The 18,511-nt window shown below is 61.0% G+C and carries 18 protein-coding genes and 1 pseudogene; 7 read left to right on the forward strand and 12 right to left on the reverse strand.

The window, feature by feature from the left end:
• Positions 1-8: 8 nt before the first annotated feature.
• From ACGKZZ_RS13220 to ACGKZZ_RS13235, 4 genes are read right to left on the reverse strand one after another with little or no spacing between them, the layout of a single operon-like run.
• The gene (locus tag ACGKZZ_RS13220; protein WP_411224047.1) at positions 9-767 is read right to left on the reverse strand and encodes an SDR family NAD(P)-dependent oxidoreductase; all 759 of its coding nucleotides are present in this window, start codon (positions 765-767) and stop codon (positions 9-11) included.
• A gap of 4 nt (positions 768-771) precedes the next feature.
• The gene (locus ACGKZZ_RS13225; RefSeq protein WP_411224048.1) at positions 772-1,650 is read right to left on the reverse strand and encodes an SDR family NAD(P)-dependent oxidoreductase; all 879 of its coding nucleotides are present in this window, start codon (positions 1,648-1,650) and stop codon (positions 772-774) included.
• The gene (locus ACGKZZ_RS13230; RefSeq protein ID WP_411224049.1) at positions 1,640-2,116 is read right to left on the reverse strand and encodes a nuclear transport factor 2 family protein; all 477 of its coding nucleotides are present in this window, start codon (positions 2,114-2,116) and stop codon (positions 1,640-1,642) included. The genes ACGKZZ_RS13225 and ACGKZZ_RS13230 overlap by 11 nt, the downstream gene beginning before the upstream one ends.
• A complete protein-coding gene (locus ACGKZZ_RS13235) occupies positions 2,113-3,024 on the reverse strand; it encodes an NAD-dependent epimerase/dehydratase family protein (protein WP_411224050.1) in 912 nt (303 codons plus the stop codon). The genes ACGKZZ_RS13230 and ACGKZZ_RS13235 overlap by 4 nt, the downstream gene beginning before the upstream one ends.
• Positions 3,025-3,181: 157 nt before the next feature.
• Between ACGKZZ_RS13235 and ACGKZZ_RS13240 the strand changes: the two genes are divergently transcribed.
• Positions 3,182-3,946, forward strand: a complete 765-nt coding sequence (locus ACGKZZ_RS13240; RefSeq protein WP_411224051.1) for an SDR family NAD(P)-dependent oxidoreductase — start codon at positions 3,182-3,184, stop codon at positions 3,944-3,946.
• 89 nt (positions 3,947-4,035) lie between these two features.
• A complete protein-coding gene (locus ACGKZZ_RS13245) occupies positions 4,036-5,532 on the forward strand; it encodes a class I adenylate-forming enzyme family protein (protein WP_411224052.1) in 1,497 nt (498 codons plus the stop codon).
• Positions 5,533-5,540: 8 nt separating this feature from the next.
• Here ACGKZZ_RS13245 and ACGKZZ_RS13250 read toward each other — a convergent pair whose 3' ends face one another.
• The 8 genes and pseudogenes from ACGKZZ_RS13250 to ACGKZZ_RS13285 form a co-directional block, all read right to left on the reverse strand.
• Positions 5,541-6,338: an SDR family NAD(P)-dependent oxidoreductase gene (locus ACGKZZ_RS13250; RefSeq protein ID WP_411224053.1), complete on the reverse strand. Its 798-nt coding sequence runs from the start codon at positions 6,336-6,338 to the stop codon at positions 5,541-5,543.
• Positions 6,331-7,086, reverse strand: coding sequence for an SDR family NAD(P)-dependent oxidoreductase (locus ACGKZZ_RS13255; RefSeq protein WP_411224054.1), 756 nt, complete (start codon positions 7,084-7,086; stop codon positions 6,331-6,333). The genes ACGKZZ_RS13250 and ACGKZZ_RS13255 overlap by 8 nt, the downstream gene beginning before the upstream one ends.
• Positions 7,083-7,976 (reverse strand): branched-chain amino acid ABC transporter permease, encoded by an 894-nt coding sequence (locus ACGKZZ_RS13260; protein ID WP_411224078.1) that lies wholly within the window; start codon positions 7,974-7,976, stop codon positions 7,083-7,085. The genes ACGKZZ_RS13255 and ACGKZZ_RS13260 overlap by 4 nt, the downstream gene beginning before the upstream one ends.
• 132 nt (positions 7,977-8,108) lie before the next feature.
• Positions 8,109-9,017, reverse strand: a pseudogene (locus tag ACGKZZ_RS13265) (branched-chain amino acid ABC transporter permease); the annotation flags it as partial.
• 3 nt (positions 9,018-9,020) lie between these two features.
• The gene (locus ACGKZZ_RS13270) at positions 9,021-9,731 is read right to left on the reverse strand and encodes an ABC transporter ATP-binding protein (protein ID WP_411224055.1); all 711 of its coding nucleotides are present in this window, start codon (positions 9,729-9,731) and stop codon (positions 9,021-9,023) included.
• A complete protein-coding gene (locus ACGKZZ_RS13275) occupies positions 9,724-10,494 on the reverse strand; it encodes an ABC transporter ATP-binding protein (protein WP_411224056.1) in 771 nt (256 codons plus the stop codon). Before ACGKZZ_RS13275 ends, ACGKZZ_RS13270 begins: the two co-directional genes overlap by 8 nt.
• Complete coding sequence (locus tag ACGKZZ_RS13280; protein ID WP_411224057.1) at positions 10,491-10,811, reverse strand: DUF1330 domain-containing protein; 321 nt, start codon at positions 10,809-10,811, stop codon at positions 10,491-10,493. Before ACGKZZ_RS13280 ends, ACGKZZ_RS13275 begins: the two co-directional genes overlap by 4 nt.
• Before the next feature lie 74 nt (positions 10,812-10,885).
• Entirely contained in the window at positions 10,886-12,079 is a 1,194-nt protein-coding gene (locus ACGKZZ_RS13285) for an ABC transporter substrate-binding protein (protein ID WP_411224058.1), read from the reverse strand.
• 311 nt (positions 12,080-12,390) lie between these two features.
• Between ACGKZZ_RS13285 and ACGKZZ_RS13290 the strand changes: the two genes are divergently transcribed.
• The 5 genes from ACGKZZ_RS13290 to ACGKZZ_RS13310 all read left to right on the forward strand — a co-directional run bounded on the left by ACGKZZ_RS13290 (position 12,391) and on the right by ACGKZZ_RS13310 (position 18,508).
• Positions 12,391-13,398 (forward strand): NADPH:quinone oxidoreductase family protein, encoded by a 1,008-nt coding sequence (locus tag ACGKZZ_RS13290; protein WP_411224079.1) that lies wholly within the window; start codon positions 12,391-12,393, stop codon positions 13,396-13,398.
• The gene (locus ACGKZZ_RS13295; RefSeq protein WP_411224059.1) at positions 13,395-15,488 is read left to right on the forward strand and encodes a 3-hydroxyacyl-CoA dehydrogenase NAD-binding domain-containing protein; all 2,094 of its coding nucleotides are present in this window, start codon (positions 13,395-13,397) and stop codon (positions 15,486-15,488) included. Before ACGKZZ_RS13290 ends, ACGKZZ_RS13295 begins: the two co-directional genes overlap by 4 nt.
• A gap of 37 nt (positions 15,489-15,525) precedes the next feature.
• Entirely contained in the window at positions 15,526-16,404 is an 879-nt protein-coding gene (locus ACGKZZ_RS13300) for a CoA transferase subunit A (protein WP_411224060.1), read from the forward strand.
• A gap of 11 nt (positions 16,405-16,415) precedes the next feature.
• Positions 16,416-17,219: a CoA-transferase subunit beta gene (locus ACGKZZ_RS13305; RefSeq protein ID WP_411224061.1), complete on the forward strand. Its 804-nt coding sequence runs from the start codon at positions 16,416-16,418 to the stop codon at positions 17,217-17,219.
• Positions 17,220-17,299: 80 nt separating this feature from the next.
• Positions 17,300-18,508 (forward strand): acyl-CoA dehydrogenase family protein, encoded by a 1,209-nt coding sequence (locus tag ACGKZZ_RS13310; RefSeq protein WP_411224062.1) that lies wholly within the window; start codon positions 17,300-17,302, stop codon positions 18,506-18,508.
• Positions 18,509-18,511: the final 3 nt, after the last annotated feature.

Consider the following 18,511-nt stretch of genomic DNA (forward strand, 5'->3'; position numbering starts at 1 on the left):
CCATCGGATCAGGAAATCAGGATGCCACTATCGACGAAAAGCTGCTGCCCGGTGGTGCGCCGGGCCTCGTCAGAAGCAAGGAACAACGCGGCATTGGCCACATCCTCGGGCTCACACAGGCCCAGAAGATAGGCTTTTTTCTGCGCCTCAAGATGGGGCTCGGACGCGAAAAACGCCAGCACCCGTTCCGTCGCCACTGCACCGGGAACAATCACATTGACCCGCACATTCTGTGCCGCATATTCGACGGCCATGGACCGGGTGATCGAAATCACGCCACCCTTGGAGGCCGAATAGGCATCGCGGTTCGGCACGCCCATTGCGCCCATGATCGACGCGGTGTTGATGACAGATCCGCCACCGCTGCGGATCAGATGCGGAATGCCGTAGTGGCAGCACAGCCATGTGCCAAAGAGGTCAAGCTTGATCGTATCCCAAAACACGCTGGCCGGCGTTTCCGTCACCGGGCCATCACTGGCCGAAGATCCGCCCGCGTTGTTGTAAAGAACGTCCAGCCGCCCGAATTCGGCAACCGTCTGCTCCAGCGCGCGGGCCACGCTGTCTTCGTCGGTCACGTCGGTGCGCACAAAAAGCGCCTGCCCGCCTGTCGCGCGGATATCGCGGGCAATCGTCTCGCCCTGTTCGTGCCTGCGGCCTGCGATGGCAACCAGCGCCCCCTGGCCCGCGAATATGCGGCAGGCGACTTCTCCGATGCCGCCGGTGCCGCCGGTGATGAAGGCGACTTTGCCCTTTAACCTGTCTGACACGTTGCTACTCCCCCGCATTGCGCGGCGTATAGCCGTCGCCTGATATGATCGGCAGATGGGTCCAGTTGTCGTCGGGCATCCGCATCCAGGCCCCCGCCGCCAGCGCGCCGCCATCCACAACGATGGTCGTCCCGCTGACCCAGCCCGACAGCATATCCGACGCCAGAAACAGCGCCGCACCGGCGGAATCCGACCCTTCGCCAAAGCGCCCGATGGGGAACCAGCGTTTCATGTTTTCGCGGTTTTCCGGCGGCACGCGGGGCGTTGCGGTGATCTGCGCGGTGTTTGTGGTTTCCGGAGCCACGGCGTTGACCCGAATGCCATGCTGGCCCAGTTCAACGGCCAGGCTTTGCGTGAACCCGGTGATGGCGGAATTGAAGGCGGCATAGACCACCGTCAGGGGAATGCCGCGAAACGCCTCGACCGTCGAAATGTTGATGATACTGCCACCCTCGCCGCTGCGCCGCATCAGCGGAATCGCCGCACGGGTGACATGGAACATGTGCAGCAGGTTGATTTCATAAAGGGCCTGCCACTGGTCTTCTTGCGAGTCGACGAATTCCCCCTTGATGCCAAGAAAATCGCCCACATTGTTGACCAGCACATCCAGCCGCGAGTATCGCGCGGCGACGGCGTCGACCAGCTTGACCACCTCTGGTCTCTTGCGCACATCCGTGACCGAAACCAGACAGTCACAGCCCGCGTCTTTCAGGGTCCGCTCCACATCCGATGCGCGGTCGGCATCAATTTCCGCGACGGCAATCCGCATTCCGGCGCGTGCAAACAGCTCTGCTGTCGCACGACCGATGCCTGCCCCTCCGCCGGTGATCAGCGCGACTTTTCCGGACAATCCCAGCAGGGTTTGGTCCTGTTCAATGGTCATTTGTCTTGTCTCCCGTGTCGGGCTCGTGATCGCGCCCGGTGCGATAGGTGGCGTCACCGACCAGAACCAGTATGCGATGTGCCAGCAGCCAGCTGTCACCGTTATTCACAAAGCGATCTTCGTAGCGGATGGTCATTTCATAGCAGTATTCCGCGCCGTCACGGCGCGCGGCATAGTAGTGGCGGGCATGGGTATAGGTGTCTGCTCTCACCACTCCCCCGTCCGACAGAACCGGAACCTGCCCGACGACACCGTGATGCGTGCGGTCATAAAGCCCGGCCATCATGCCCGGCACGCTCGCAAGCTCGGCCTGACCGCAAAACCGCCCACGAGGCGATTCCAGAATGCCGTCAGGTGTGAACTGCGCTGCAAAACGCGCGGCGTCGTTCCGATCTACCGCCATGCCGTAGCTTTCGGCCACAAACCGCAGTGCCACCATGTCCTGCCACGACAGCCTTTCAGTCATTCGGTCGGTCCGACCAGCGTGACGATCTCCTGCACCGCGCGTTGCACATCATTGCGCGAATACCCCAGCAGTGCCACCTCGTCGGCGGGCGGTTCATACGACAGCACATTGCCCCGCCCCGGCACGATAAAGGCGTCGGGCAACAGCGGATGTTCGGCATCGCGTTCCTCGACGATCCGGTCGCTGCCGACGGCGTCGAATATCATCTGGAAGAATTCGTTGAAATGCAGGTTCTGGTCGCCGATCAGATAGGCTTTGCCGGATTCGGCATTGCTCAACGCGCCGGATATCGCTTCGGTCAGGGATTTGACGGACATGTAGTTGGTGCCGCCTGCGGGTCCGTAATCGGGGATCTCGGGCCGCTCGCCCCGACCCCATGCGACAAGCGTTTCATAGCGCAGCGCAGGCAGTCCGGGGATCACCCCGACAATCGACGGCGGGTTCAGCGTCGAAACATTGAAGTCGTCACCCGCCAAGGCCCGCGCGCCGTCATCCGCCAGCTTGCGGGCGCGCACGTAATCGTCGGTCTCGGCCAGATGCGGCATCACCTGATGGTAATAGCTGCCGATCTGCACAACGCGTTTGACCCCGCCTTTTTTCGCACGTTCGACAAAATCGGGCACACCTTCGATTTGCATCACGCGCCAGAACTCATCCCGGTCCACGGATTTGGGCAAATGCCGGATATCGTTGCCTGCGGCAAACACAACGGCGTCAAATTCCTTTAAGTCATCGGGTGAAAACGCCCCCTTGGAATAATCGCCGATCAACACGGGATAACGCGCCATCGGCGTTTCAGAGAGCGCAGGCTTGCGCGCCCCCAACACCACATCATGGCCTTGGCTGCTTAACCTTGCGGCCGCATGGCCGCCGATCATTCCGGTGCCGCCTACGATCAGGATTTTCATCTTTGGTCCTTTGCATTGTTCAGGATCAGACTGTGCCCGTTTTCTGCCACCGGCATCGTCCGGTTGGAGTAAGCGACCTACCCCAAACAGACGATGCAAATAACGACGGCACGATGTTGGTATCGGCGCAAAATGGGGCACTACAGGGCTGGAAATCATGAAAAGACTGGATGGGAAAGTTATCCTTGTGACCGGCGCATCGGGGTCGATCGGGCGGGCAACGGCCCTGCGTCTGGCCCAGGAAGGCGCCCGCCTCGCGCTTGCCGACAGGGCAGCGTCGTCGCCCGCTGCGCTGGCCGCGGACATTGCCAAAACCGGCGCTCGGGAACCATCGGTCTTTCACTATGACGCCACAGATGGTGCTTCCTGTCGCGCACTGGTTGCGGACGCGGCGGCGTCCTTCGGACAGCTTGACGGCGTCTGCAACATTGCCGGCGCCTATGCAAAGACCCGCGCCACCGATGTCAGCGATGCCGATTGGGCCCAGCTGTTTCAGGTCAACCTCAACAGCACGTTTACCATCACCAGAGATGCGATCCCGCATCTGGAAAAGACCGGCGGAAGCGTGGCGAGCACCTCATCGCTGGCGGCACTGAACGGGCTTGCCTATGCCACCGCCTATGCGTCGGCGAAAGCGGGGCTGATCACCATGACCAAATCGCTTGCCGCCGAATACGCGACCGCCGGGATCCGGTTCAACGCCATCTGTCCGGGCGGCATCCGCTCTGAAATGAGCGCCATTCCCGCCGTTCCCGACGCCGATCCCGATCTGATCATTCGCCGCTCCAAACTCAAGGGTTTCGCAGACGGGCTTGGCGAACCCAAAGACATCGCCGCCGGTTTTGCCTACCTGCTGTCGGACGATGCACGCTTTGTGTCGGGTGCGGTTCTGGTCATCGACGGGGCGCAGGGCCTGATCTAACACGCGGCCAGAAACACCGAAGACACGGCGCCAGCAACACCGGGGAACATATGGAATATCTATCGCAAATCATTGGCCGCAACGCCAGAATGCGCCCGGAGCGCGTGGCAATCATTGCCGGGTCCGAAAGCCTGACATATCGCGATTTTGCGGTTCGCACTGCGCAGCTTGCGCATGTGCTGGCGGCACGCGGGATCGGGCGCGGCGACAGGGTCGGCCTGTATCTGCCAAGCACACCGATGATGGCAATCGCCTTTTGGGCCTGCCAGCGGCTGGGGGCGGTTCCCGCCCCGATCAGCGCCATGTTCCGCCATGCCGAAATGCGCCGCATTGTTGAAAGTGCCGGGATGACGGCGCTGATCGCCGATACGACCACGTGGCCCTATTTTGCCGAAATCCGCGATGAATTTCCCGCGCTCACGACATGTCTGAGCGCCGGCACCGATGAGCCCGACGGGTTGACCGCCCTGATGGCCGCCGCGCCGGAAGACTTTGAAGATGTGGTTTGGGACCCCGATGACATCGCTTGCCTGTTCTTCAGTTCGGGCACCACAGGGCAACCCAAAGGGATCGCCCAGACGCATTTCAGCATCCTGTCCAGTCTGCGCGACATGATGGTGTCGCACCGCAACCGGTTCGCGCAAGAAGTCTATGTCTGCGCCGTGCCGCTATTCACCAATTTCGGGCTCAATGTCACGCTGAACCTGTGCCTTTACGGCGCCGGAACGATTGTACTGCACGAACGCTGGGACACCGGGCGCGTGCTGGCCGATATCGCCCGTTACAAAGCCACCTACTTTGGCGGCACGCCGACAATGTATGTCTACATCGTCAACGAGGCTGATGAAAACCAACACGACCTCACCTCGCTTCGTATCTGCACCACCGGTGGCGCGCCGGTGCCCCAGCCTGTGATCGAGCGGTTCGAGGCCATCAGCGGTGCAAGCGTGACACAGGTTTACGGCTCGACCGAAACTTGTGGGCAGAACGTCATGGAACCCACTCTTGGCTTGCGCAAGAAAGGGTCGGCCGGGGTGCCTGTGGGCAGTTCGCGCATCTCGATTTTGGACGATGATGACGCCCCCCTGCCCCACGGCGAGATTGGCGAAATCATCATCGGCGGCGATTGCATCGCAAAGGGATACTGGAACGACGCAGCCGCCACCGCCGAGGCGTTTACCCCCGACGGTTGGCGGTCCGGTGATCTGGGATATCTGGATGAGGACGGCTATCTGTTCATCGTTGACCGCAAGAAGGATGTCATCATCGCCGGCGGCCACAATATCTATCCGCTGGAAATCGAAACGCTGCTGTACCGTCACCCCTCCGTTGCGATGTGCGCGGTGGTCGGTGCGCCGGACGCAAGGAAAGGCGAGGTGCCTGTCGCGGTGATCGTGCTGGGCAAGTCCAAGAGCGCGACAGCAGACGATCTGAACACATGGTGCCGCGACCAGTTGGCCGCGTACAAGGTGCCACGCCGGTTCGAATTCATCACCGACATGCCGGTCGAGGCCGCCAAGATCCGCAAACGCGATCTGGTTGCCGCGCTGAAAGACGGATCATTGGACAAATATCGCAAAAGCTGACCGTCAGGTCAGGCTTTGGTGGGGATGCTCTTGTCGACATCCCCGGCCGCCCCGTAAGCCGCCCAGCCCCCATCCACCGGCAGCACTGTGCCGGTGACATAGCTTGCCCAGTCCGATAGCAGGAACGCAGCTGCATTTGCCATCTCTTCGGATTCGGCAAAGCGGCCCAAAGGGGTGCGCCGTTCGATCAGCCCCGGATCGAACACGCCCCGATCCAGCAAATCGCGCACTAGGGGTGTCTTTGTATAGCCCGGCGCGATGCAGTTGACCCGCACGCCGGACGAGCCCCATTCGCACGCCAGCGTCTTGGTCAGATGGATCACGCCAGCCTTGGCCACACCGTAAGCCGAACGCCCCGGAAAGGCCCCCAGCCCGACGATGGACGACACGTTCACGATCGAGCCGGTGCGGTTTTCCAGCATGATGGCGCCAGCGGCGCGGCAGATCAGGTACGTGCCTTTCAGGTTTACATCCACGACATGCTGCCACCTGTCGGGATCCTGCAAATGCACCGGCATCAGGTCGTCGCCTATTCCGGCGGCGTTGAACACCATATCAAGCCCACCCATCGCGTCGCGGGCGTCCTGCACCATACGGTCGGCGTCGCCGGTATCTGCGACGTTGCCCGTCACGAACCCCTTGGCCACACCTGTCGCAACAGCCTCTGCGGCGGCGGTCCCATCAATGTCGGCAAGCACCACCTGTGCGCCAAGCGCCGACAGCTTTTGCGCCGTCGCAGCGCCGATACCGCTTGCGCCGCCGGTGACAAGCGCACGACCGCCCTGCAATGACAACGTCTCAGGCATCGGGATCCCCGTCATCCTGCGCACCCTTTTTGAAATGGTAATCCGGCGTCCACTCTTCCTGCGGACGCAAATGCAGATCAAGATAAGCGCGCGCAATGTCGTCGTGATCATAGGGCGTTCCGGCCTGCATCGTGCCGTGGATCGCGATTGTGGTCGCTTGCACCCCGTGCGGCTGAAGTTCCTTAAACAGCGAATGCCCCATACTGCGCAGCGCCGCCTTGCCCAGTGACGTGACACCCCATTCGATCCACGGTTCGAATGCCAGAACCCCGCCGGTCAGAAGGATCGACCCCTTGCCCTGCGCAATCATGTCCGGCGCTACGCGGGACGCGGCGTGATGCGCCCCGGCGACATTGGTGCGGAACGTGTCAACCAGATAGGCGGGATCCGCGGTTGCACCGCGCGCGTCCCATCCGGCGGCATCGCCATATTGCGCCTGCGCCAGCCCCGACGGTGTGACGAACCGCGCTGGTTCGATGATGGCGGCGTTGTAGATCAAGACTTCGGCCCGACCAAAGCGGTCTGCAATGGCGCCGTAGACGCGATCCATAATTTCCGGCTTGCCAGCGTCACCTACAAAACCCGCGACATCCAGCCCCTCGGCCCGCATGTCGCGTTCATGCGCCAGCACCGCATCGCGCCGCCGCCCGACAAAGGCCACCGAAAATCCGGCGTTGGCAAAGGCACGCACCAAGGCCTGACCCAGCCCCGGCCCGATGCCGATAACGATCGCCGCAGGCCGGGTCATTCGCCCGGTTCCACCGCCTTGTCAGGCAGGGCCGCGCTATTTTCGCGGCGGGCTTTGCGGTTGGCCAGATATTCTTCCAACGTGCCGACGATGCCCTTGCGCAGAAACAGCACGCTGAGCACAAAGATCGACCCTTGAATCACCACCACCCAGGCGCCAAAGGTCGCCAGCTTGGTTTGCAGTGTCACGACCACGGCAGCCCCGACAATCGGGCCAAGCAAGGTGCCCACACCGCCGATCAACGTCATCAGCAACGCATCGGCCGAGGTCATGAAGAACACGTCCATGAGCGACGCGATCTGAAACACAATCGCCTTCATGCCCCCCGCCAGCCCGGCCAGCATGGCCGACAGCGTAAAGGCGATCAGCTTGAACCGGTTGGTGGAATAGCCAAGCGAGATAGACCGGTCTTCGTTTTCGCGGATGGACTTGAGCACCTGCCCGAACGGCGAATGGATGATCCGGTAGATCAGCGCAAAGGCCCCCATGAACACGGCCAATGTCACAAAGTACATATTCATCGAATCCGACAGATCGATCAGGCCGAACAGCATGCCGCGCGGCACAGACTGGATACCGTCCTCGCCATGGGTCCAACTGGCCTGAAGCGCATAGAAATAGATGATTTGCGCCAGAGCCAGCGTGATCATCGCAAAATAAAGCCCCTGTCTGCGGATCGCCAGCCAGCCGAACAAGGCACCGATCGCAGTCGCCGCAGCGACACCGGCCAGCACACAAAGCTCGGGCGGCCATCCAAGCACCGACGCGCTATGCGCCGCGACATAGGACGAGGTTCCATAGAACGCGGCATGGCCGAACGCCAGCAGGCCGACATAGCCGAATATCAGGTTATACGCCATTGCGAACAGGGCAAAGATCAGGATCTTCATGGCAAAGATCGGGAACAGCGTGAACGGCAGCGCGAGGCCGATTGCCAACAAGATACCGAACCAAAGCTTGCCGTTTTCCAGAATGCTGCCGGCGCGGCCAGACGATACGTCAGCGGTTGAATGCACCGTCGTTTCCCGCCCGAACAGGCCAGCGGGACGCAGCACAAGAACAATGACCATGATGACAAAAACCACCGTGGTCGATGCCTGCGGATAGAACACCTTGGTCAGACCCTCGGCCAGACCCATCATCAACCCGCTCAGAATGGCCCCCGAAATCGACCCCATCCCGCCGATGACAACGACGGCAAAGATGGTGATGATGATCGACTGCCCCATCTGGGGACCGACCTGATAGATCGGCGCGGCCATGACACCGGCCATACCGGCCAGGCCAACGCCAAAGGCATAGGTCAGCATCAACATGCGCGGCACGTTGACGCCAAAGGCGCGGACCAGATCGGGGTTCTCGGTGGCGGCGCGCAGGTATGACCCAAGCTTCGTCCGCTCGATCAGATACCAGGTTCCGAAACACACGGTGAGCGCCAGAACGATCACCCAGGCCCGATAGATCGGAAGGAACATGAACCCAAGATTGAGACCGCCCTGCAGCGCTGCGGGTACGTCATACCGCTGTCCGGCAGCGCCATACATGACGTTGAACATGCCTTCGATGAACATCGCAAGACCAACGGTCAGCAAGAGCCCGTAGGCGTGATCAAGGTTATAGACCCGCCGGATGAAAAGACGCTCCATCAACGCACCGATCAGACCAACACCAATCGGCACGATGATCAGCGCGCCCCAGTAGCCGATGGACGGCAGCCCCCAACCGGGGAACAGCTCGGGCAGGTTCATCAGATACCAAGCACCGAAAGCCCCCAGCATATATTGTGCGCCGTGCACAAAGTTACCGATGCGCAACATGCCAAAGATGATTGCGACACCAAGGCTCATCATCGCATAGAAGGATCCGTTGATCAGACCGACCAGCAGTTGGCCGAACAGAAGCGACAGCGGTATACCGAATATTTCGGGCATGGATCAGACTCCCAGATGCGCTTGGATTTTGGATTGTTCGGCGTCGAGATTGGCCCGGTCGATCACATCAACAACGCGTCCGTGTTCGACGATGCAGAACCGGTCGGCCAGCTTTGCGGCGAACCGGAAGTTCTGTTCGACAAGCAGGATCGTGTAACCTCGTTCCTTCAACGCAGAGATCACCGTGCCGATCTGTTTGATGATCACGGGGGCGAGCCCTTCTGTCGGTTCGTCCAGCAACAACGTGCGCGCGCCGGTGCGCAGGATACGCCCGATCGCCAGCATCTGCTGTTCACCGCCCGACAGTTTGGTGCCCTGACTGGTCCAGCGCCGTTCGAGATTTGGAAACAGGTCCAGGATTTCCTTGCGCGACATGCCGCCCGGTGCCACGACCGGCGGCAAATCGAAGTTCTCGGCAACTGTCAGACTGGAAAATATCCCGCGCTCTTCGGGACAATAGGCAAGCCCTGCACGCGCAGCCGTTTCCGGCGGCGTGTTCGAGATGTCGCGCCCGTCGAACCGGATGGTGCCGGTCTTGCGGGGCAACAGCCCCATGATCGCACGCAAGCTTGATGTTTTTCCCGCCCCGTTGCGCCCCAGCAGCGTGACCAGCTCGCCTTTGTGGACGTCGAAATTGATGCCGTGCAGCGCCTTGCTTTCGCCGTACCAGCCTTCGAGGTTCTTGACCTCCAGTAGCGGTGTCGTGTCAGTCATCGACCCCTCCGATATATGCATCAATCACGCGGGGGTCGTGCGATACGGTGTCATAGTCGCCCTCGGCCAATACACGGCCAGCGGCAAGAACGGTGATCGTGTCCGACAACAACGACACAACGGACAGGTTGTGTTCGACCATCAACACGGTGCGGTCGGTCGCAACCTTGCGGATCAGTTGGGCGATCAATTCAACGTCTTCGTGGCCAAGGCCCGACGTCGGTTCGTCCAGCAACAGCATCTCGGGATCGAGCGCCAGTGTTGTGGCAAACTCCAGAACCCGCTTGCGCCCGTAAGACAGCATCGTCGCAGGCTGGTCTGCATAAGAGATCAGGCCGACATCCGACAGCAGCGCGTCGGCGCGGTCATGCAAAACACGCAGCGCCTTTTCGCTTTGCCAGAACCGGTAGGACGTGCCCGTCGGGCGCTGGAGCGCGATACGCACGTTTTCGCGGACCGTCATGCGCGGATAGACCGCTGAGATCTGGAACGACCGCACGAGACCGCGCCGCGCCACCTCTTCGGGGCGCAAACGGGTGATATCCTCGCCGTTATAGCGAATGCTGCCGCTGGTCGGTTGCAGGAATTTGGTGATCAGGTTGAACATGGTCGTCTTGCCGGCACCGTTCGGGCCGATCAGCGCATGAATGGAGTTGCGCCGCACCGACAGATCGACGCCATCGACGGCGGCAAACCCGTGAAACAGTTTGCTCAGCCCCGTCGCTTCGATAATGTAGTCCGGCTGTTCCAGTGCCGTTGTCATGTCGCATTTTCCTTTGCCGCGCCTGGTGCGGTGAACCAGTCCACAAGAATGCCACGCCCGCGCGAGGCCCGTTGGCGCATCGGGATTGTTGCCTGATAGGCCGGCGAATTATAAAATGCGCGCGCGGCCTCGATGCTCGGGAACTCGACCACTGAAATGGTCGGCGGCGTCCAATCGCCTTCCAGCGGCTCGGCCTCGGTGCTGTTGATCAGGAACCGTCCACCGCCCTGCGCCATCACCGGCCCCGCAACCTCGCGGTAGGCATCCCATGCGGCCCGGTCGGTGATGTCTATCTCGAAGATCATGTATCCCGGCATCTGGTCTTTCCGTGCTCAGATATGACGACGGGCGGCGGGTCTGAACCGCCACCCGTGCATAGTCTCGTGTGGTTTTATTTGCCGATGTCGCAGACGGATTCCGAATAGGGCTTGAACGCCACATCCGCCGGGATCGTCGAGACGAGCTTGAAGAAATCGTCGCCTTGTTCCACCTCGTCGGGTGTCTTGACCTCGATCGAATACATGTCGTGAATCAGACGTCCGTTCGGATACAGTGTCGCGTTGCTCACGAAGAAGTCGTCGATATCCATCTCACGCATCTGGGCCAGAACGGCCTTCGCCTCGTCGGTTCCAGCGGCATCAACAGCTTTCAGATAGTTTGTCACCGCAGAGTACGTTCCAGCGGCAACCCAGCCGGGCGCGTTGCCGGTGATCTCTTTCATACGAAGCCCGAATTTTTCGGAGTCCTCGTCCAGGGTCCAGAACCATGGCGCGGAAAACCGCACGCCCTGCATCGCGTCAACGCCGATTGCGCGGGTGTCGGACTGGTGCAGAATGGGCAAAGCGACCGTCATGCCGCCAGCCATGATGCCAAATTCCTGCACCTGTTTGACAGCGTTCACCAGATCGGGGCCGTTCATGTTCATGATCAGCGCCTCTGCGCCCGAGGCTTGTGCCTGAAGCAGATAGGACGAAAAATCCGTGGTTCCCAAGGGCGCACGGATCTTGCCGACCAGCGTGCCGCCACCGGCAAGGATCGCGGCCTCTTCGGTTGCTTCCTGAACCTTGCCTGCCTCGTAGTCGGGGGACAGGATAAAGAATGTTTCAACGCCATCGTCGAGCAGGAAACTGACCGGGCTGGTAAAGACCGAATGCGCGTCATAGGCCCACGCAACCACATTACCGTTGCAATCGGCCTCGGTCGGCTTGTCCGTGAGGGGCGACACGAAAAGGCCGACCTTGTTCAGATCGCCGATCAGCGTGTTGACACCAAGCGCGATGGCAGAGTTCGCCATGTCGGCAATCGCGTCAACGTCTTCTTGCTCCATCCACTGGCGCGCGATGCTCAGCCCGACTTCCGGCTTGTTCTGGTGGTCCGCAGAGACCAGCTCAATCGGCTTGCCCAGTGCCTCGCCACCGTAATCGGCAATCGCCATCTCTACGGCTGTGACAACCTCCGTGCCGCCAAGTGCCGAAAATGAAGAACTTTGATCGTTCAGAACGCCGATCTTGACCTGGCCATCCTGCGCCAGTCCGGCGGTCGCCATGGCTCCGAGTGCCAGCGACATCGCAATAGTCCGTTTCATGTGTCTCTCCCTATAAATTTTGTTGCTGTTCGAGCCATCCCGCACTTTGCCCCTCAGGGATGGACACCAAAAGCTTCCACCACGATGTGCGACAGGGCAGACCGGCTGCATCGTCTGAAAGGACTAATCATTTCAGGGCCGAACGCACCCGAAAAAGACCCCCGTACGAACAGAGCCGAAATTGCGCCGCGAAAAACCGGCGGTACGTCAATAATTCGTCATTAGTCCCATTGGACGATGCCGCACCGGTCGATGAATGGCGATCCTCGGGGTTGGAATGAAACGCCGACCACGGAAAGAATGCCATGACCATGAGAGCCGTCATTTGCCGGGAATTCGCGCCACGCGCCGAACTGACCCTCGACGATGTGCCCGCCCCGACTCCGGGCGCAGATGACGTCCTGATCGACGTGGCGGCGTGCGGGATCAACTTTTTCGACGGGCTGATGGTGGAAGGAAACTACCAGACCAAGCCAGACCGCCCCTTTTCCCCCGGAAGCGAGGTCGCCGGTATCGTGCGTGCCGTCGGCAGCGATGTGACAACTGTCACACCCGGCGACCGCGTTCTGGCGTTTACCGGAACCGGTGGATATGCCGAACAGGCCGTTGCCCCGGCCCGCAGCGTTCATCCGATCCCCGACAGCATGCGCTTTGAACAGGCCGCCGGATTCGTCATCACCTACGCCACATCGCACCACGCCCTGAACGATCGCGCCGCGTTGCAGGCCGGCGAGACGGTTCTGGTGCTTGGCGCGGCAGGCGGTGTCGGCCTGACGGCCATCGAAATCGCCAAACAGATGGGCGCACGGGTCATCGCCGCTGCATCCACGGACGAAAAGCTTGACCTTTGCCGGACACATGGCGCGGACGAGACGATCAACTATACCAACGACGACCTGCGCACCCGCCTCAAGGAAATCTGCGGCAAGACCGGCGTTGACGTTGTGTATGATCCCGTCGGCGGCGGAATGGCCGAGGCGGCAATCCGGTCCCTCGCCATCAATGGCCGCTATCTGGTCATCGGCTTTGCCTCGGGTGATATTCCGAAAATTCCGCTCAACCTGCTGCTGCTGAAACAGTCGTCGCTCATCGGCGTATTCTGGGGCGCATTCGCCCGCGCCAATCCCGACCTGAACGCTGCCAACATGGCCGAATTGTTCGACTGGTTCCAGGCGGGCCACCTGAACCCACATATCGGCGGCGAATACCCGATGGATCGCTACGCCGAGGCGCTGGACGCCGTCATGGAACGTCGCGCCCAAGGCAAGGTCGTCCTGACCATGCCGGGCGCGGAATTGAATAAGAGGACTCCAGAATGACCGACACTGTTACCGATGCCGTAGCGCTTGACCTGCTGGGCGATATCCTTGTCGCGACCGTCGACAATCCGCCTGTCAACGCACTGTCCCATGCGGTGCGTGCAGGGCTGGTCGCCGCTGTCGACCGGCTCGAAAACGACGGTGATGCCCGCGCGATGGTCATCCTTTGCGCTGGCCGGACCTTTATGGCAGGTGCGGACATTCGCGAGTTCGGCAAACCCATGCAAGACCCGCAACTGGGCAACGTCATTGACCGGCTGGATGCCTGCGGCAAACCTATCGTGGCGGCCATGCACGGCACCGCTCTGGGTGGCGGGCTTGAGGTGGCCCTGGCGTGCAGTTACCGCATGGCTGACCCCGCCGCCCGTTTCGGCCTTCCCGAAGTGACGCTGGGCCTTTTGCCCGGCTCCGGCGGCATCGTGCGCACACCCCGTCTGATCGGTGTGGAAGCGGCACTGCCGATGATCACCGAAGGGCGCCCGGTCTCCGCGGACCATGCCCAAAAGACCGGACTGATCGACGAAATCGCAACCGGCGATCTGCGCGAGGCCGCTTTGGCATTCGCCGCGCGGATCGTGGCGGACGGCGCAAAGCTGCGCCGGACCAGCGATCTGCCGGTGCCGGAGTATGACCGTGCACTCCTTGATCAGGCCCGCACAACACTGGCCCGCAAATACAAGGGACAGAACGCGCCCCAGCAAGCGGTCGACCTGATCGAGATGGCCAGCGACACAGCTTTCCGCGAAGCGGCCCACAAGGAATTCGCGGCCTGCAAGGCGCTGGTCGCGTCGCCCCAGTCAAAGGCGCTGCGCCATGTATTTGTGGCGGAACGTGCCGCCTTGAAAATCGACGGCGTCCCGCGCGATACCAAGCCGCGCGAAGTGCGCAAGGTTGCCGTCGTCGGCCCCGGCACGATGGGGCGCGGCATCGCGATCTGCTTTCTGGATGCCGGACTCCCTGTGGTTCTGATCGGCAACAATCAGGACACGCTGGACAAGGCCGACACCGTAATCCGCAAAATCTATGGCGGACAGGTCAAGCGCGGTCGTATGAGCGAAGCTCAGGTGAATGACCGCATGGCGGCGCTGACCCTGACGCTCGATTACGACGGGCTGGACGGCGTTGATCTGGCCATCGAGGCCGTGACCGAGGACATGGACGTCAAGAAAGACGTTCTGTCAAAGCTGGAACAGGCGCTGCACGATCGCGCGATCATCGCCACCAACACATCGTTTCTGGATATCGAAGCGCTGGCGTCCTCGCTGTCGCGGCCCGAAAACTTTGCCGGAATGCACTTTTTCAATCCGGCCAACGTCATGAAGCTGCTTGAAAACGTCCGCGCCAAAGCCACGGCACCCGATGTGCTGGCAACGATGACGGCCATCGGGCGCAAGCTGGGCAAAACGCCGGTGATGGTCGGGCGCTCCGAAGGTTTTGTTGCCAACCGGATGCTGTCCAAACGCTCACGCGAAGCGCAGTTCCTTCTAGAGGACGGTGCCACACCGCAGCAGGTCGACCGCGTGCTGACCGGATTCGGATTTCCCATCGGTCCGTTCGCGCTTGCCGATCTGGCCGGCATGGACATCATGGCCGCAGCCCGCCAGACCCGCATTGCCGGAATGACCCAAAGGGAACGAGATTGCGACATCGTGGATCAACTGGCCGCCGCCGGGCGGTTGGGCCGCAAGACCGGGTCCGGCTATTACCTTTATGACGAAGAGGGAAAGGGCCACCCCGATCCCGCCGTCGAAGAGCTTTTGGCCGCACACCGCACCAAACGCGGCCTGCCGCAACGCGAGATCACGGATCAGGAGATCCTGGAACGCTGCCTGTATGCGATGGTCAATGAAGGCGCGCACCTGCTTGACGAAGGCGGCGCAGCCCGGCCCGGCGACATTGACGTCATCTGGACCAGCGGATTTGGCTGGCCCCGCCACCTTGGCGGACCGATGTTCTGGGCCGACCAGATCGGACTGGCAAAGATCAAAGACGCGCTCGACACCTACTGCGCACTTGTCGGCGACCAATACTTCACACCCGCAAACCTGATCGAAACCCGTGTGGCCGAGGGCCGCGGATTCTTCGACTGACCTGCGCGAACTCTCCGCTAAGAATGAAAGAAACACCATGAACAAAGAAATGTCCCTCAAGTCTGTCGTCGCCGATCTGCGCGACGGTATGACAATCGGCGTCGGCGGCTGGGGCCCCCGGCGCAAGCCGATGGCGCTGATCCGCGAGATCATGCGCTCTGATCTGAAGGATCTGACCGTCGTGGCCTTTGGTGGCCCCGAAGTCGGGATGCTCGCCGCTGCTGGCAAGCTGGCCTGCGCGAAATACGGGTTTGTCTCGCTCGATTTCATTCCGATCGAACCCTATTTCCGCAAGATGCGGCAGGACGGCACCCTGAAGGTTCAGGAACTGGACGAAGGCCTGCTTTATCTGGGTCTGCGGGCTGCGGGCAATAACACTCCTTTTGCGCCGACACGTGTCGGCCCCGGCTCGGCGGTGATGGAGATGAACCCGGACCTCAAAACCATCCGCTCGCCCTATGGCGACAAGGAAGAACTGCTGGCGATGCCGGCGATCCATCTGGACGCGGCGCTGATCCACGTCAGCCGCGCCGATCGCACCGGCAATACACTGACATTCGGGCCGGATCCGTTCTTTGACGAGTTTTTCGCCCGCGCCGCCAAGAAGGTCTATGTCACGACCGAAGAGCTTGTCGACAGCGTCGCGTCGGAAAACGCCGAGGACATGAAGGCGAACCTGTTTGAACCCTACCTTGTCACCGGCGTGGTCGATGCACCGCTTGGCGCACATCCAACCACATCGCATTACAGCTATGGCTGGGACGCGCCCCATCTCAAGGAATATGCTGCATCCGCCAAGGAAGACGGTGGCTGGCAGACATTCTTCGACAAATACATTGCTGACGGAGAAGAAAGCTATCGCGACGCTGTAGGCGGCGACGATCACATCCGCGCACTTCCCATCCCTACGATATGATCGGACACGACATGGCACCTGCAAAAGATTTCACCCTTTCCGAACTGGTCATCGCCGCCGCCTCCGAAGCGTGGCGCGACGATGACGAACTTTTGGTCACAGGCATTGGCCCCGTCCCGCGTATCGCAGCCGGGCTTGCCAAACTGACCTATCACCCCGGCCTGCAAATGACCGACGGCGAAGCGTGGCTGACCGAAGACCCCGTTCCGGTTGGTCCGCGTGGCGATTACAAGGCGCGCTACAGCGGCTGGATGCCGTATCGTCGCGTGTTTGAAAGCGTCTGGTCGGGGCGGCGTCATGCCATGGTCACTCCGGTCCAGATCGACCGCTGGGGTCAGGGTAACATTTCGATGTTGGGCGACGATCTGGAAAAACCAAAGGTCCAGATGCTGGGCGTGCGCGGTTTTCCGGGCAACTCGGTCTGTCACAAGAATTCGATGTTCCTTCCCAGCCACACAAAACGCACCTTTGTCGAAGGCGAAGTCGACGTGGTGGCATCGGTCGGGTTCAAGAAAGACACCTGGCCCGCGAATGCGCCCGAGGATTTTGTCGAAATCGGCCTGATGGTCACGAACCTCTGCGTCTTTGACTTCAACGGCCCAGACCACGCAGCGCAGGTTCTGTCGCTGCATCCCGGCGTCACGTTTGACGAGGTGCAGGACAACACCGGATTCGAGCTGCTCAAGGCCGACGGGATGGGCGAAACGCCGGCTCCGACGCAGGAACAGCTCGACATCATCAAGCGGCTCGATCCCACCGACATTCGCGCCAAGGTGATCAAGGACAATCCTCCGGGCATCCGCCCCGCCGCCTGAGACGGGAGCGACAAGACTTCAGAGCATCGGTGGTCCATCAGCCTGCGATGCTCACCCCCCCAATTCACGAAGGAAAGCCCATGGATTTCGAACACTCCCCTCGTGCCAAAGAGCTGGTGAAAAAGCTCTCGGCCTTCATGGACGAGCACGTCTATCCCAACGAGGCGCTTTATCACGAACAGATCGAAGAGGACCGCTGGGGTCATCCTCCGATCTTGCAGGAGCTGACCGCCAAGGCAAAGGCCGAAGGGTTGTGGAACCTGTTCTTGCCGGATTCCGAGCATGGCGCAGGACTGAGCAACCTTGAATATGCCCCGCTTTGCGAAGTCATGGGGCGGGTCCATTTCTCGCCGCAGATTTTCAATTGCGGCGCACCCGATACCGGCAATATCGAAACCATCGAACGCTATGGCACCGAGGCGCAAAAGGCCGAATGGCTGCCCGGTATGCTGGATGGCACGATCAAGTCGGCCTTTGCGATGACGGAACCCGATGTCGCCTCCAGCGATGCGACCAATATCCAGGCGTCCATTGTGCGCGATGGCGACGATTACGTCATCAACGGGCGTAAATGGTGGACATCCGGCGTCGGCGACCGCAACTGCAAGATGATGATTTTCATGGGCAAAACCGACCCGGATGCCCCCAAGCACAAACAGCAGTCGATGATCCTTGTTCCGGTGGATACACCCGGTGTCAACGTGATGCGTCCGCTGACGGTGTTTGGCTATGACGACGCGCCACACGGGCATATGGAGATCGACTTTGTCGATGTGCGCGTTCCGGCCACCAACATGCTGCTGGGCGAAGGGCGGGGCTTTGAAATCGCGCAAGGACGGCTTGGCCCTGGGCGCATCCATCACTGCATGCGTCTGATCGGTCTGGCAGAGCGTTCGCTTGAACTGATGTGCCGCAGGGTTTCGAGCCGCGTTGCATTCGGCAAACCGATTTCCGAGCAAAGCGTCACGCTGGAGCGCATCGCCGAATCGCGCATTGCGATTGATCAGGCCCGTCTGCTGACGCTGAACGCCGCCTATATGATGGACACGGTCGGCAACAAGGCCGCCCGCGCGGAAATCGCCATGATCAAGGTCGCAGCCCCGAACATGGCCTGCAAGGTGATCGACTGGGCCATTCAGGCCCATGGCGGTGCGGGGGTCTCCCAGGACTTCGTTCTTGCGAACTACTATGCCCACGCGCGCAAGATCCGCTTTGCGGATGGCCCCGACGAAGTGCACCGCAACCAGATCGGGCGACTGGAATTGCGCAAATACACCGAAGCGGCCTAAGCC

The sequence above is a fragment of the Marivita sp. S2033 genome, assembly GCF_046592965.1.
Taxonomy (GTDB): Bacteria; Pseudomonadota; Alphaproteobacteria; order Rhodobacterales; family Rhodobacteraceae; genus Marivita.

Coding starts and splice junctions, on each gene's coding strand:
- ACGKZZ_RS13225 (WP_411224048.1), bottom strand. CDS start 1,650: ATGACCATTGAACAGGACCAAACCCTGCTGGGATTGTCCGGAAAAGTC.
- ACGKZZ_RS13230 (WP_411224049.1), bottom strand. CDS start 2,116: ATGACTGAAAGGCTGTCGTGGCAGGACATGGTGGCACTGCGGTTTGTG.
- ACGKZZ_RS13235 (WP_411224050.1), bottom strand. CDS start 3,024: ATGAAAATCCTGATCGTAGGCGGCACCGGAATGATCGGCGGCCATGCG.
- ACGKZZ_RS13240 (WP_411224051.1), top strand. CDS start 3,182: ATGAAAAGACTGGATGGGAAAGTTATCCTTGTGACCGGCGCATCGGGG.
- ACGKZZ_RS13245 (WP_411224052.1), top strand. CDS start 4,036: ATGCGCCCGGAGCGCGTGGCAATCATTGCCGGGTCCGAAAGCCTGACA.
- ACGKZZ_RS13250 (WP_411224053.1), bottom strand. CDS start 6,338: ATGCCTGAGACGTTGTCATTGCAGGGCGGTCGTGCGCTTGTCACCGGC.
- ACGKZZ_RS13255 (WP_411224054.1), bottom strand. CDS start 7,086: ATGACCCGGCCTGCGGCGATCGTTATCGGCATCGGGCCGGGGCTGGGT.
- ACGKZZ_RS13260 (WP_411224078.1), bottom strand. CDS start 7,976: ATGAAGATCCTGATCTTTGCCCTGTTCGCAATGGCGTATAACCTGATA.
- ACGKZZ_RS13270 (WP_411224055.1), bottom strand. CDS start 9,731: ATGACTGACACGACACCGCTACTGGAGGTCAAGAACCTCGAAGGCTGG.
- ACGKZZ_RS13275 (WP_411224056.1), bottom strand. CDS start 10,494: ATGACAACGGCACTGGAACAGCCGGACTACATTATCGAAGCGACGGGG.
- ACGKZZ_RS13280 (WP_411224057.1), bottom strand. CDS start 10,811: ATGCCGGGATACATGATCTTCGAGATAGACATCACCGACCGGGCCGCA.
- ACGKZZ_RS13285 (WP_411224058.1), bottom strand. CDS start 12,079: ATGAAACGGACTATTGCGATGTCGCTGGCACTCGGAGCCATGGCGACC.
- ACGKZZ_RS13290 (WP_411224079.1), top strand. CDS start 12,391: ATGAGAGCCGTCATTTGCCGGGAATTCGCGCCACGCGCCGAACTGACC.
- ACGKZZ_RS13295 (WP_411224059.1), top strand. CDS start 13,395: ATGACCGACACTGTTACCGATGCCGTAGCGCTTGACCTGCTGGGCGAT.
- ACGKZZ_RS13300 (WP_411224060.1), top strand. CDS start 15,526: ATGAACAAAGAAATGTCCCTCAAGTCTGTCGTCGCCGATCTGCGCGAC.
- ACGKZZ_RS13305 (WP_411224061.1), top strand. CDS start 16,416: ATGGCACCTGCAAAAGATTTCACCCTTTCCGAACTGGTCATCGCCGCC.
- ACGKZZ_RS13310 (WP_411224062.1), top strand. CDS start 17,300: ATGGATTTCGAACACTCCCCTCGTGCCAAAGAGCTGGTGAAAAAGCTC.